This window comes from Streptomyces sp. 1222.5 (assembly GCF_900105245.1).
Lineage (GTDB): Bacteria > Actinomycetota > Actinomycetes > Streptomycetales > Streptomycetaceae > Streptomyces > Streptomyces albidocamelliae.
The window spans coordinates 1,981,784-1,995,059 of sequence record NZ_FNSZ01000001.1; the positions used below are offsets into that span (position 1 = coordinate 1,981,784).

The following is a 13,276-nucleotide window of genomic DNA, read 5'->3' on the forward strand; positions in this document are numbered from 1 at the left end:
GGTCAGTTCCTCTCCGGGTGGGGGGTGGCGGCGGCTCCGGTCAGCGCGTGGTCGACCAGTTCCCGGACGTACGCGGCGTCGATCGGTTCGCCGGTGACGAGGAGCCGGTAGTAGAGGGCTCCGGCCAGCTGGTCGAAGAGCACCGTGGACGAGGTGCCCGCGCGCAGGTCGCCGCGTTCCCGGGCGTGGTCGAGCAGCGCCAGGACGAGGGTGTTGCGCCGGGCGAACAGGCCCCGGACGGCGTCGCCGACGTCGGGGTGGCGGGCGGCCGCGGCGACGAGTTCGGCGACCATTCCGGCCGACCGGTCGTCCCGGTCGCCGGTCCGGCCGACTCCGCGCATCCGGTTGAGCCCGGTGGCGATGGCGGTGAGGTAGACGGTCAGGTCGGCGCGGACCTCTCCGGTGTCGGCGACGGGCACCTCGTCCTGGATCTTGGCGACGAGGGCGACGAGCAGGTGGTCCTTGGTGGGCCAGCGGCGGTAGAGCGTGGTCTTGGCGACCCCGGCCCGCACGGCCGCCTCGTCCATGACGAACCGGTCGTATCCCCGCGCGAACAGCAGTTCCTGCGCGGCCCCGAGGATCCGCACGTCGGCGTCCTCGCTCCGTGGACGCCCTCTGCGTGCGGTCCCTGTCATACGCCCGCTCCTCCTCGCCGTCGTGTCGCCGAGCCGTCGCCGAGCCGGCTTTCCGCTACGGCCGTTTCGATATTCAGAGTAGAAAGCGGCCGAGGATATCCGCAACGGCCGTAGCGTAATTGGCCGAATCGGAGCGGGCGCGCGGGGGCGCGCAGGGGTGCCTGGCGGGGGCGCGCTCGGGGGGGCCAGTGCCGGGGGGTGCGGGGGGGGTGTGCCGACGGCCGGCGTCACGGGGCGCACCCGAAACACCCTCGCTCACCAACGCCCGGCGTCGGACTGCGCGCCTTGTCGGGGGGGGAGGGGTGCGCGTGCGGATGACCGTCGCCGTGGCGAGGCGCACGCCGGGCGTGTGGTCGAGTCGGCGGCACCTGGGCGGACGCGTGAGGGTCCCGCGTGGCAGGGGACGCGGACGGCCCGGGAGCCGTCGACGGGGTCCCGGGCCGTGCGGCGTGTGGTCAGGTGGCGGACACCGCCGGTCCTCGGGTCTGCGCCTCGGCGGGGGACGTCGCCGGCTCGGTCTCCGGGGGTTCCATGCGGTCCAGGCGGAGTCTGGTGTGCAGGCGGCGCAGCGGGCCCGGTGCCCACCAGTTGACGCTGCCGAGCAGCGCCATCAACGAAGGCACCAGCAGGGCCCGTACCACCGTCGCGTCGACCAGCACGGCGAACGCCGTGCCGAGGCCCAGCTCCTGCACGAAGACCAGCCGGGACAGCGCGAGCGCGCCCACCGCCAGGCAGAACAGCGCCGCCGCCGAGGTGACGATCGGGCCGGTCCTGGCCAGGCCCTCGGCCACGGCCTCCCGGTCGTCGAGGCCCGCTCCCCTGCCCTCCTTGATCCGGCCCAGCAGGAAGACGTTGTAGTCCGTGGAGAGCCCGAAGGCCAGGGCGAAGACGAGGACCGGGGTGGTCGCCTCGATGCCGTTCTGGGCGGTGAGACCGAGGTTGCCGTCCTGGAACACCCACACCAGGAAGCCGAGGGCGGCACCGGTGGACAGCGTGTTCATCAGCAGCGCCTTGAACGGCAGGATCACCGAACCGGAGAAGGCGAACAGCAGCACCAGGGTGATCAGCGCGAGGATCCCGGCGGCCGACGGCACCTTGTCGGCGATGCTGGCCTTCTGTGCGAGGAAGTCGGCGCTCACCCCGGTGTAGCGGGCCGGCACCGGCGCCGGGACGTCCTGCACCTTCGCCGCCGCGTCCTTGGCCGTGGTGCCGAGCGGGGCGCCGCGCAGCACCGCGTCGACCTCCCAGTGCCGGGCGTCGAGACGGAACGGGGTGCCCACCGACTCCACGCCCGGGACGCGGCCGATCCGCTGGGCATAGGCGGCGAGTTCCGTGCCGCCGGGGGTGTCGAGGACGATCTGCAGCGGCGCGGCGGGCGGCTTGTCGAAGTCGCGGGTCAGGGCCCGGGACACCTTGCCGGCGCTCGTGGAGGCGGGCAGCGTCGAGGGGTCGGCGCCGGTGAACTTCAGACCGGCGACCGGTGCCGCCACGAGCAGCAGCACCGCCGTCGCCGCGACCGCGACCACCACGGGCCGGCGCATCACGCCGGAGGCGATCCGGTGCCAGCGGTCACCGGCCTCCTCCCGTGCGGTGCTGTCGCGCTGCCAGCGGCGCGGGGCGAGGGAGTTGACCCGCCGCCCGAGCAGGGCGAGCAGGGCGGGCAGTCCGAGCAGGGCGAACAGGGCCGCCGAGACGACGGTGATGACGCCGGCGAGGCCCATGGAGCGCAGGTACGGGTGCGGGAAGACGGTGATGGCGGCCAGTGCCGCGGCCACCGTCAGGGAGCTGAAGAACACCGTCCGCCCGGCGGTCGCGACGGTGCGCGCGACGGCCTGGCGGCCCGGACCGTGGACCGCCAGTTCCTCACGGTAGCGGGAGACGATGAGCAGTCCGAAGTCGACCGCGAGGCCGAGGCCCAGCGCGAACGCGAGGTTGAGGGCGCCGGTGGAGACGTCCATGAACTCGGTGGCGGCGCGCAGTCCGGCGAGGGTGAGCAACAGGGTGACGATCGCGCCGGCCAGCGGCACCAGGGCGGCGACGACGCCCCGGAACACCAGCACCAGCAGGATCAGGATGAACGGCAGCGCGAGACTCTCGGCCTTGGCGAGGTCCTCGTTGGACACCGAGGCGACCTGGACGTGACCCGGGGTCGAACCGCCCAGCCAGGCCCTGCCCTTGAGCTCGGGGTTGTCGGCGATGGCCTTCTGGAGCGCCTTCTCCGCGTCGACGGTGTCCTTCTCCCGCATGGGGGCCACCGTGCCGAGAACGACCGTGCTGTGCCCGTCCCTGCTGATCAGCGCCGGGTCGGTGGCGTAGTCGACGACCTGCTTGATCTCCGGGCGCCCGCGCAGCAGGGCCACCGCGGCGGACACCGGCGCGGGCGGCGGGGCCTTCGGGTCGAGGGCCGCGTCGGTGCGCACGAGTACGGCGTAGCCCTGCTGGGCGTCGACGCCGGTGGCCTGCTGGATGATCCGGCGGGCCGTGACGTTGGCGCCGCCCGGGTCGTCGTAGTCGGAGAGTCCGTTGGTGAGCTTGCTGTCGACGGTGCCGCCGAAGAAGGCGGCGAGGACGGCCGCCAGGACCGCCAGTAACAGGGCGGCGCGCCGCCTGACGTGCAGTGCGGAGCCCAGGGCAGAGAACATGGATCGTCACCTTCCGTTGGTGTACGCAGTGTTCTAGCGAGCGCTTTAGCCCCGCTGAAGGCGAGGGGGCGAGACTCGGCCACACGCGCTCGCCCATGACCGCGCCGTGCGGTCCGCGCGTTCGCCCTTGCCGCGACGGGAGACCCAGTTGATCGACAACATGTTCGTCATTGACGCCACCGTGCACCCGTACAACGTGGCGGACAGCAATCTGCGCAAGGACGGCGAGTTCCCCGACCTGCACGCGTTCGCGCTGCGGGAGATGCTCTGGGGCATGCACGAGCGCTTCGCGACCGCCGGCTCCGGCATCCCGCGTGAGGTGTTCTGCACCGACTGGCCGCCGGAGCTGCTCGCCTGGACCATGTTCACCGAGTCCGACGTGGACATGGCCGTCAACCACCGGCTGCGCATCGACGCCGTCTTCGAGGACGGCCTGTGCAACGGGGAGAAGAACCAGGTGCTGGCCGAGAAGTGGCCGCGGCGGATCGTGCCGTACGCCGGGATCAACCCCGCCCTCGGCATCGAGGCCTGTCTGCGGGACCTGCGCGAACAGGTGGCGCGGGTGCCGGGCACGATCGGCATCAAGATGTACCCCAACGCCGGTTCCCCGGACGTCAGCTGGCGGCTCGACGACCCCGAGTTCACCCCGTTGTTCGAGCTCGCCAAGGAACTCGGCATAAAGATCATCGCGTTGCACAAGATCGTGCCCAACGGACTGGTGCCGCTCGGCCCGTTCGGGATCGACGACCTCGAGACCGTCGCCATCCGGCACATCGACCTCTCCTTCGAGATCGTGCACGCCGGCCTCCCGCCCTTCGTGGAGGAGGTCGCCATGGCGCTGATGCGGCTGCCCAACGTCTACGCCAACCTGGAGATCACCTCGGCGATCCTGGCGCACGGCATGGGGTACGTCGAGGAGGCGCTGGCCCAGCTGATCTCGCTCGGCGGAGCGGAGAAGATCATCTACGCCTCCGGCGCCCTGCACTTCCACCCGCAGCCGGTGCTGGAGAAGATGGCGCGGCTCACGTTCTCCGACCGGATCCTGGAGCGGTACGGGCTGGAGCAGATCACCCACGAACAGCGGGCGGCGTTCCTCGCCGGCAACTACGCGCGCATCGCCGGGATCGACCTGGCCGCGGCGGCGGAGGCAGTGCGGGACGACGAGTTCGCCCGGCACCGGGCCGAGCACGGCGGGAACCGGCCGATGTGGACGTACTGGCGCGAGTCGCAGCCCGAGCTGTGGGCGGCGGCGGCCGGGGCCTCGGCGTGAGCGCCGCGGACCGGGCGGTCGCCACGGTCGCGACCGTCACGCCGGACCAGGTGCACACCGCGCTGGGCGAGGTGTACGACCCCTGCAGCCAGTCCTGGCAGCGGCCGATGAGCCTGGTCGACCTCGGCCTCGTACGCGATGTCGCGGTGGACGGCGAGGGCCGGGCCACGGTGCGCATCAGCCTGACCGCGCCGTTCTGCATGGCGGTGCCGGTGATCATGCAGTCGGTCGAGCAGAAGGTGGGCGCGGTCGACGGGGTCACCGGGGTGACGGTCGAACTCGACGGCGGCACGCTGTGGCGTCCCGAGCTGATGACGGACAAGGGCCGCGCCCTGCTGGCGGCGGCCCGCACAGAGGACCGCCGCATGCTGCCCCTGACCCCGGTCCGGGCGGCCGCGGGCTAGCCGGCGCGGCACCCACCGACAGGCCGGGCACTCCCTGAGGGACCCAAGGGGAGGGAGTGCCCGGCCATCACCGTGTCCCGGACGCGGCAGGCGGGAGCGCGCGCCATGTGCCCTCTCCCGTCGGTGTGCCCCGCCGTCCGCCGCGGCGCACGCCATCGGCCCCCGAGCCGTTGCCGTGGGCTCGGGGGTCGGTCACGGGTGCGGACGGTGGGCTACAGCGTGGCCCCGACCCCCGAGCCGACGGGTACGGCGTCCGCCTCGGTGGTGCGGCGCATGCGGGCGAAGTCGAGGACCTGGTCGGTGAGGATGTCGAGGCGGCGGGCGGCGCGCGGGTCGGCGCAGGTGTCGGCGGCCGTGAACTCCGTGGCCGCGGACACCACCACGCCCATCGGCACCGCCCAGCCGCGCAGCGCCTGGGCCGAGGCGCGCAGGGAGGCCAGCGCGGAGGCGCCCGCCACCTCGTTCCACGCCACGGTGAGGCAGCCCACCGCGCGTCCGTCCAGGTAGCCGGGTGTGTCCTGGGCCAGGGCCTCGGTGTGGTCGAGCGCGTTCTTGAGCAGCCCGGACATGCCGCCGTGGTAGGTCGGGCTGGCCAGCAGGACACCGTCGGCGGCGCGCAGGGCGGCCAGCAGCCGCAGCTCCGCCGCCGACCTGACGCCCGTTTCCGGGTCGTAGGGCGGCAGCACCAGGTCGGGCCCGCACAGCAGGGTGACCTCGGCGCCCGCCCGGCGGGCCCGGGCGGCGCAGGTCCGCAGGGCGGCCGCGGAGACCGAGCCGGCACGCAACGAGCCGCCGAGGGCGGCGATACGGATCGGACGCATGACAACTCCGTTGGTCGGTAGGGGCCTTGTCTTCCCCGTGCTCACAGGCGCGCCGCCGCCTCCTCGGCCGCCCACGCCCCGCTGAGCACGCACGCGTCGGCGAGCAGACCGCGCGGGCCGACCCAGTCGCCGGCGACGAAGACGCCCGGCCGCCCGGGGACCCGTGGTCCGGGCCGGCCGGGGAGGCCGCCCGTCCGGGCTTCGGGCACCGCGGTCATGGTGGTGATCCGGGGCAGGAACCGTTCATGGACCAGCACCTCGCGCCAGCCGGGCTGGCACAGGTCGAGCAGTTCGTCCAGCCGCTTGCGCACCTCGGTGGCGCCGAGCCCGGACCCGTCGTCGTACCGGGCGAGGTGGAGCACGGCGCCGCCCTCCGGCGCGAGGCGTGCGGTCTGCGACGCGACGGACAGGTAGAGGGGTTCGTCGACGCCCAGGACCAGGGTCCGGCGCGGGTCCGGCAGCCGGCTCAGGGCCACGTCCAGACAGGCGGTGTGCAGGGGCCGGCCGGGCGGGCCGGCCGGTTCGGGCTCGTCCAGCAGGCGGTGCGCCGCCCGCTGCGGCAGTCCCGCCAGTACCACCGAGCGGGCCCGGATGCCGTACCCGTCCGCGAGGGTCAGCCGCGGGCGTGCCCCGCCCTCGACCGCCGTGACCCGGTAGCCGGTGCGGATGTCCACCCCCAGGGCGCGGGCGCGGCCGAGCAGCGCGTCCACGAGGGTGCGCCAGCCGCCGTCGACGTACGTCACCCCGCGCCGTACCCCGGCGAAGTGCGCGGCCAGCGCCCCGGCGTCGATCATCTCGGGGCGGCCGACGTAGGCGCTGACGCGCAGCACGGCGAAGGCCGCCTCCCGCGCACGCTCGGTGGGCAGGCGGTCGGCGAGCCACCGCGCGGCGTCGGTGCCGGCCAGGCCCGGGCGGCCCCGGGACAGGGCCAGCAGCCCGGGCCACGGCGAGGCGTTCGCGGGGCGCGAGCAGTCCGGTGCGCAGCAGCGGGCCCGGGGCGGCGTAGCCGGGGTGCAGTGCGCCGTCGCGCAGGGCCAGGGACCCGGTGAGGTCCGGTTCACCGCCCGGGACCCGGACGCCCAGGGCCCGCAGCTCGTCCCGCGTGGTCCGGTACAGCGCCCGGGGCCCGAGGCCCAGCCGGTGGCCCCGGTGGTCCGTGGTACGGGCCCGCCCGCCGGGTTCGCCGCCCGCTTCGAGCAGCAGCACCCGCCGGCCCGGTCCGGCGGCGCGGGCCAGACGGACGGCGGTGACCAGACCGGTGAGCCCGGCCCCGACCACCACGGCGTCCGCCCGCTCGTCCGGGCCGGCGCCGGTCATGCCCCGTCGGCCCCGGGCAGGACGAACGGGAATCCGTGGCGCCCGAGTTCGCGGGCCGAGTCGGTGACCGCGTCGACCAGGGTGTCCAGGTCCTCGGTGCTGTGCGCGCCGCCGGTGAACAGCATCGGCAGGCTGAGGGTGTAGAAGCCGCGCCGCCGCAGCATCAGGGTGAGCAGGAAGAAGGCGATCGGGTTCACCGCGCCCGCGAACGCGCGGTAGTCGTCGTAGCTGTCCTTCTCCAGGAAGCCGAACGAGCCGATGAAGTCGCCGAATCCGACCAGGCGCAGTGGGATACCGGTCTCCCCGCGGAACCCGGCCAGGCGCCGCTGGATGCCGTCGACCTTGGCCCGGGTCTCGGTGTAGTACGTGTCGCGCTGCTCGTGCAGCAGCCGCAGGCTCGCGTAGGAGGCGGCCAGGGCCAGGTGGTTGCCGGCGTGGGTGGTCTGCACGCAGGTCTTGCGGCCGATGTCGGTGAGGGGCAGGCCGGAGGTCTGGGTGTGGTCGAGCAGGGCCGCCCGGCCGCCGACGGCGGACAGCGGGATGCCGAGGCCGCTGAGGACCTTGCCGTAGGTGTACAGGTCGGCCTCGATGCCGAAGTGCGCGGCGGCGCCGCCGGGGCCGAACCGGAAGCCGGTGAGCACCTCGTCGAGGACGAACGGGACGCGCAGCGCCCGGCACCGCTCGGACACGGAGCGCAGCAGCGGGACGGTGTGCTCGACGAACGGGAACGAGGAGGACGCGGCCTCGGTGATCACGCAGGCCAGCTCGCCGCGGTGGCGCTCGATCAGTTCGACCGCGCGCACCGGGTCGTTGGGCAGGACGAGCAGGTCGCGCGGGTCGGCGAGGGGCACCCCGGTGAGCGCGGACTGCCGCTCGACGCCGCCGTCGGGGGCGTTGCCCGGGAAGGGGTGGGTCGGGTGGCCGTGGTACCAGAAGGCGGTGTTGTGCATGCCCAGGTCGTGCACGCCGTGCAGGGAGCCCTCGAACTTGGCCACCATGCGCCGGCCGGTGTGCGCGCGGGCGAGCCGGATGGCGGCCGCGGTGGCGTCGGTGCCGGAGTTGAGGAACGCGAACTTCTCGCAGTGCGGCACGAACTCACCGAGCAGGTCGACGAGTTGCTGCTCGACCGGGTGGCAGTAGCCGTTGCCGGTGGTGGCGGCGAGCTGCTCGGTGACGTACCGGACGACGGGCTCGGGGCTGTGCCCGTGCAGTGCCTGGGCGCCGAAGCCGAGGTGGCAGTCGACGTAGGTGTTGCCGTCGGCGTCGAGGATGCGGCTGCCGTGCGCCTCACGCACCACGAGCGGGAACTGCGGGGAGTGGAAGGGCCAGAAGACATGGGTGGCGGCGTCGCGGGCGCGCAGCTTCTCGGTCGCGGCGGTCGAGGCCTGCTGGCGCTCGGCGAGCTCGGAGAACAGGTCGATCAGCCACTGCTGGGTGAGCAGTTCGGCGACCAGTGACTCGACGGACGCCGTGGGAGCGGCAGTTGTCGTCATCGTCGGCTCCAGGAGGGAACGGGAAGTCGGGTGGGTGGGCGCCGGTTCACAGCGGCTTGGTCGCGCGCAGCACGCCGTAGCGCATCACGCCGCGCTCGTACGCCTGCTTCATCAGCGGTACGGAGTTGAGGAAGCGGAAGATGTCCATGCCCTTGGCGCGGACCAGCTTCCAGATCATGGAGGGGTCGCGGACCACCGGCTTGACGATGTCGGTGGAGAGCTTCCAGGTGTCCCACACCCGCTCGGACCAGTCGGCGGTGCGGACGCCGGTGAAGCCCAGCTCGTCGGCGAGGGCGCCGTACCGGTCCAGGGGCAGCACGTGGGAGACCACGAAGTCGCGGTAGATGCGGTGCAGCAGCCGGGTCTCGTCGGGCGCGAGGCCGTCGTCGCGGGCGCACCAGGTGGCGACCAGGAGCGTGCCGCCCGGCTTGAGGACGCGGTGGCACTCGGCGAGGAACGCCTTCTTGTCGGGCATCAGCTCGCAGCTCTCCAGTGCCCACACCACGTCGAAGGTGCCGTCCGGGTAGTCGGTGTGCATGGCGTCGACCAGCCGGAACCTGGTGCGGTCGGCGACCTTCGCCTCGGCGGCCTTGTTCTCGGCCCGGCCGATCTGCTCGGCGCTGATGGTGATGCCGTCGACCGTGCAGCCGAGCCGTCCGGCGAGGTGGACGGCGGAGGCGCCGATGCCGCAGCCGGCGTCCAGGATCCGGGCCCCCTCGGGTACGGGTCCGAAGGCGATCAGCTCCTCCACGAGCCGCACCTGGGCGGCGTGCCGGCCGGGGTCGGGTTCCCCTTCGGCCCAGTACCCGTGGTGGATGTGCTCTCCCCACAGGTCCTCGTACAGCTCGATCAGCCCGTCGTAGTGGTCCTTGATCGCGGCGTGCAGGTCGGGGGTGGTCCAGCGCGGTTCGAGTGCGCTCGTCGTCATGAGGGGTGTCCCATCGGTGTCGGAGGTTCGGGGTACGCGGCGGGATCAGAAACGGACGAGCGCCGACTCCATGGTCAGCCCGGGGCCGAACGCCATCAGCACGGCGAGCTCCCCCGGCGCGGGCCGTGAGGTGCGCAGGATGCGGTCCAGGATCAGCAGGATGGTGGCGGAGGAGCAGTTGCCGTGCTCGGCGAGCACGGCCCGGGACGGGGCGAGCTGTTCGGGCGTGAGGTCGAGCTTCTCGCCGACGAAGTCGATGATCTTCGGGCCGCCGGGGTGCACGCCCCAGTGCCGCACGTCGCCGACGTCGAGGCCGTGCGGGGCGAGCAGCCGCTTGACGAACGGCTCGATGCTCTCGGCCAGGTAGAACGGCACGTACGGGGAGAGCGTCATGCGGAACGCGAGGTCCTCGATGTGCCAGCTCATGGCGTGGGTGGTCTCGGGGTGGGTCTCGGTGTGGGTGCCGAGGAACACCGGGCCGGGGCCGCCGTCGTCGGCCCCGAGCAGGGTCATGGCGCCCGCGTCCCCGAACAGGGCGTTGACGACGGCCTGTTCGGCCGACACCTCGGGCCGGTGGTGGACGGAGCAGACCTCGGCGGAGCCGGCCAGGACCAGTTCGCCGGGGCGGGCGGCCAGCGCGTCGAAGGCGGTCTTGAGCACGTTGAAGGCCGCGTTGCAGCCCATGTGCCCGATGAAGGTGCGGCGCAGGTCCTGGCGCAGCTCGAACTCCTTGGCCAGCAGGATGTCCGGGGTGGGTCCCGCGTATCCGGTGCAGCTGGCCATCACGAACGTGCCGACGCGTTCGCGCAGGTCGTTCGCGCCCGCGTCCTGGAGCACCCCGCCCACCGTACGCCGGCTCATGGCGAGGACGTTCTCCTCCCAGGCCGCCATGCGCGGCTTGATGGTGGGGAACCCGTCGGCGTAGGCGGTGCGCGGGTCCCAGGCCATGTGCCGCTGGGTGACCCCGGAGCCGCGGAAGATCTCCTCGGCCTTGGGCACGTCCCGGTAGACCTCGCGGTAGTACGTGTCGAAGGCGCTCGCCTGCGGTACGACGGTGTCGGGTGCGGCGGTGCGCAGGGCCAGCAGTCTGGCCACCCCGCGGGCGGGGGTCCGTCCAACGGTGTCCGGCGCCTCGGTCGCGGTCGTCATGCCGCCGCCCTCGCGCCCGATTCCAGCCGGTCCTTGATGGCGGCGAGGAACCCTTCGGTGACCTCGTCGCTCTGCTGCCGGGCGAACGGCTCGACCAGCGGCAGCACCACGGGCGCGATGTCGACGTCGGCCTCGGAGCGGGTGTCGATCTCCAGGTAGGTGGTGCCGGGCCCGGTGCCGGGGGTGGTGCGGAACTCGCCCCAGGAGCGGAAGTTGTGCGCGCCGACCGGTTCCCAGCGGATGCGGGCGGGGTCGCCGGTGTCGAAGCGGGTGCGGTGGTCGGGGGTGTGGCTGACGGCCCCGTTGGAGATGGTGGCCAGCACGTAGTGGTAGACGTCGTCGCCCTCGGCGGTGAGGCTCTCCACGCCGGGCATCAGCAGGCCGCAGCCCACCACGTCGAGCAGGAGCCGTCGTACGGCGTCGGGTGCGGCCCCTATTTCGGTGCCGGCGAGGCTGGCGGAGCGTATGGAGACCATGGCTGTCCTGTCCTTGGCGAGGTGCTTCGCGGGGTCCTGGGCGAGGGGCCCGTCGCCGGCCCTTCGCGGGGCGGTGCGGGGCGGGCGCGGGGCCGGTGGGGCCTGCTTCAGCCGGCGTCGGCGTCCGGCGTACCGGGTTTGACGGCGTGGCCGATGTAGCTGGCCGAGACGTCGCCGGTGAGGGTGAACTCGCCCAGCCGCCGGTGGCGCAGCAGGCCGGGCAGCAGCGCGGGCAGAGGGCGGGCCGGGCCGAGGCCGCGGGTCTCCGCCAGCCGCATCCCGGCGCGGCCGAGGAGGCCGTGCAGTTCGGCGGGGCGGATGAACATCTTCCAGTTGTGCGTGCCCGGCTTGATGATGCCGAGGAGCTTCTCGGCGACCAGGATGAGCAGCAGGTAGCTGCGGATCGTCCGGTTGACGGTGTCGAAGAGCAGGACCCCGCCGGGGACGAGGAGCCGTTCGATCTCGGCGAGCGCGGCGGGCAGGTCGTGGAAGTGCTCCAGCACGTCGGAGGCGACGACCGCCTCGGCGCAGCCGTCCGGCAGACCGGTGCCGTAGGCGGAGCCGACCCGGTAGGTGACGTCGACCCCGGAGGCCGCCGCGTGCCTGCGGGCCGCCTCGACGGTGCCCGGCGACAGGTCGATGCCGGTGACCCGGTAGCCGCGGGCGGCGAGGTTCTCGGCGACCAGGCCGCCGCCGCAGCCCAGGTCGACGACGCGGATCGTGCCGGCCGGGCGGCCGCGGTGGCGGGCCTTGATGATCCGGTCGAAGTAGCCGGTGCGGGCCGGGTTCATCTCGTGCAGGGCCCGCAGCGGTCCCTCCGTGTTCCACCAGTCGTCGCCGACCTCTTCGTAGTACTCGTTGTCGATCGGCACCCGGACGGGGTCCAGTGCGCCGGTGCGGTCCGGGGTCGTGGAGGTCGCCATCACACCCACCTCGGGGTCTCGACCGGGCTGATGCCCAGGGTGGCCTTGCCGATGAACTCGCGGGCCATGTCGTTGGTGAAGGGCAGCAGCGGGCCGGCCTTCACGTCCCGCCAGATCTGGCCGATGCGGGAGCCCTCGCGGATGCCGGAGCCGCCGATCACCTCGAAGGCGGTGGCGACGACGTGCTCGGCCTCGTTGGTGATGTAGTACTTCGGTACGCAGGTGTCGGCGACGAAGGCGGGCAGGTCCTCGCCCGGGTCGACGTGCCGGGTGGCGTACTCGGTCAGCAGGGCGTCCATGGTGGCCAGCGAGGAACGCATCCGGGCCACCGCGAACTGGATGCCGGGCAGCCGGGCGAGATCGGCGACGGCGGTCGTGGACCGGCCGCGGGTGCGCTCGACGGCGAGCGTGTACGCCCGCTCGGCGAGCCCGAGGAAGACGGCCGCGAAGCAGTAGTGGCCCCACTGCTGGCGGGCCATCACGAACAGGGGGGTCAGTCCGTCGGGGAACACCGAGTCGTCGGCGTCGACGCGCAGACCGTCGAGCCGCAGCGAGTGCGAGCCGGTCATCGGCAGCGCGAAGCCGCTCCAGGGTGCGACCACCTCGATGCCCCGCTCGGGCTTCTCGACGAAGAACGCGGCGAGGTTGAAGGGCGGTTCCAGGTGCTCGTCGTCCAGGCCGGCCGTGACCACCAGGTGGGTGGCCGCGTCGTAGCCGGTGGCGAAGTGCTTGAGCCCGTCCAGGACGAAACCGTCCGGGACGCGGCGGGCCGTGGTCGAGGGCCGCACCCAGTTGCCGCCCGAGCCCTCGTCGGTGAACGGGCCGACGACGAACGCGCCGTCGCGGACCGCGCCGAACATCCGCTCGCGCACGGCCACGCTCAGGTCGCTGCGCATGGAGCCCGTCAGCACGGCGTGGATGGCGAGCGTGAACGCGGTGGAGCCGCAGCCGCCGGCGATGATCCGCAGCAGCCGGGTGTTCTCCTCCAGGGTGGCCTCCAGGCCGCCCATGTCCCGGGGGACGTTGACCGCGGTGACGCCCGCCTCGACGAGGTCCCGGATGTTGCGGCCGACGAACTCGCCGGAGTCGTACCCGTCCTTCGCCCGCTCCTCGAACCGGGCGGCGAGCGCGCGTGCCGTCATCTCCAACCGCGCCCAGCGGGCGTCCCGTTCGGCGTCGTCGACGGCGGTGGTGTCCTGTACGGCGGTGGCCATGGCT

Annotated in this window: 12 protein-coding genes and 1 pseudogene; 2 read left to right on the forward strand and 11 right to left on the reverse strand. The window is 73.3% G+C overall.

The genetic code is table 11. The features are described from left to right. Positions 1-2 precede the first annotated feature (2 nt). Both BLW57_RS08930 and BLW57_RS08935 read right to left on the reverse strand, forming a co-directional pair. Positions 3-635 carry a TetR/AcrR family transcriptional regulator gene (locus BLW57_RS08930; protein ID WP_093473474.1) on the reverse strand — a complete coding sequence of 211 codons (633 nt, stop codon included), beginning with the start codon at positions 633-635 and terminating at the stop codon, positions 3-5. Between the two features lie 455 nt (positions 636-1,090). Continuing rightward, positions 1,091-3,277, reverse strand: coding sequence for an MMPL family transporter (locus BLW57_RS08935; RefSeq protein ID WP_093473476.1), 2,187 nt, complete (start codon positions 3,275-3,277; stop codon positions 1,091-1,093). Positions 3,278-3,437: 160 nt separating this feature from the next. Here BLW57_RS08935 and BLW57_RS08940 point away from each other — a divergent pair, with 160 nt between their 5' ends. Both BLW57_RS08940 and BLW57_RS08945 read left to right on the forward strand, forming a co-directional pair. Further along, positions 3,438-4,547: an amidohydrolase family protein gene (locus tag BLW57_RS08940; RefSeq protein WP_143051591.1), complete on the forward strand. Its 1,110-nt coding sequence runs from the start codon at positions 3,438-3,440 to the stop codon at positions 4,545-4,547. Then, a complete protein-coding gene (locus BLW57_RS08945) occupies positions 4,544-4,951 on the forward strand; it encodes a metal-sulfur cluster assembly factor (protein WP_176985519.1) in 408 nt (135 codons plus the stop codon). Before BLW57_RS08940 ends, BLW57_RS08945 begins: the two co-directional genes overlap by 4 nt. Positions 4,952-5,163: 212 nt before the next feature. Here the strand turns inward: BLW57_RS08945 and BLW57_RS08950 are convergent, their stop codons facing one another. The 9 genes and pseudogenes from BLW57_RS08950 to BLW57_RS08985 all read right to left on the reverse strand — a co-directional run bounded on the left by BLW57_RS08950 (position 5,164) and on the right by BLW57_RS08985 (position 13,272). Next, complete coding sequence (locus BLW57_RS08950) at positions 5,164-5,772, reverse strand: NADPH-dependent FMN reductase (protein WP_093473482.1); 609 nt, start codon at positions 5,770-5,772, stop codon at positions 5,164-5,166. A gap of 41 nt (positions 5,773-5,813) precedes the next feature. Then, positions 5,814-6,833: a phytoene desaturase family protein gene (locus BLW57_RS08955; RefSeq protein WP_107450016.1), complete on the reverse strand. Its 1,020-nt coding sequence runs from the start codon at positions 6,831-6,833 to the stop codon at positions 5,814-5,816. A gap of 34 nt (positions 6,834-6,867) precedes the next feature. After that, a pseudogene (locus BLW57_RS43060) lies at positions 6,868-7,089 on the reverse strand (FAD-dependent oxidoreductase); the annotation flags it as partial. Beyond that, a complete protein-coding gene (locus BLW57_RS08960; protein WP_093473484.1) occupies positions 7,086-8,582 on the reverse strand; it encodes an aminotransferase class III-fold pyridoxal phosphate-dependent enzyme in 1,497 nt (498 codons plus the stop codon). The gene BLW57_RS08960 and the pseudogene BLW57_RS43060, both read right to left, overlap by 4 nt. Before the next feature lie 46 nt (positions 8,583-8,628). Beyond that, positions 8,629-9,510: a methyltransferase domain-containing protein gene (locus tag BLW57_RS08965; RefSeq protein WP_093473486.1), complete on the reverse strand. Its 882-nt coding sequence runs from the start codon at positions 9,508-9,510 to the stop codon at positions 8,629-8,631. 45 nt (positions 9,511-9,555) lie between these two features. Beyond that, positions 9,556-10,659 (reverse strand): type III polyketide synthase, encoded by a 1,104-nt coding sequence (locus BLW57_RS08970; protein WP_093473488.1) that lies wholly within the window; start codon positions 10,657-10,659, stop codon positions 9,556-9,558. Continuing rightward, positions 10,656-11,135 (reverse strand): SRPBCC family protein, encoded by a 480-nt coding sequence (locus tag BLW57_RS08975; protein ID WP_093473490.1) that lies wholly within the window; start codon positions 11,133-11,135, stop codon positions 10,656-10,658. The genes BLW57_RS08970 and BLW57_RS08975 overlap by 4 nt, the downstream gene beginning before the upstream one ends. Positions 11,136-11,242: 107 nt before the next feature. Further along, on the reverse strand, positions 11,243-12,058 hold the full coding sequence (gene ubiG, locus BLW57_RS08980) for a bifunctional 2-polyprenyl-6-hydroxyphenol methylase/3-demethylubiquinol 3-O-methyltransferase UbiG (protein ID WP_093473492.1): 816 nt from the start codon (positions 12,056-12,058) through the stop codon (positions 11,243-11,245). After that, positions 12,058-13,272, reverse strand: coding sequence for an acyl-CoA dehydrogenase family protein (locus tag BLW57_RS08985; protein ID WP_093473494.1), 1,215 nt, complete (start codon positions 13,270-13,272; stop codon positions 12,058-12,060). The genes ubiG and BLW57_RS08985 overlap by 1 nt, the downstream gene beginning before the upstream one ends. Positions 13,273-13,276 lie beyond the last annotated feature (4 nt).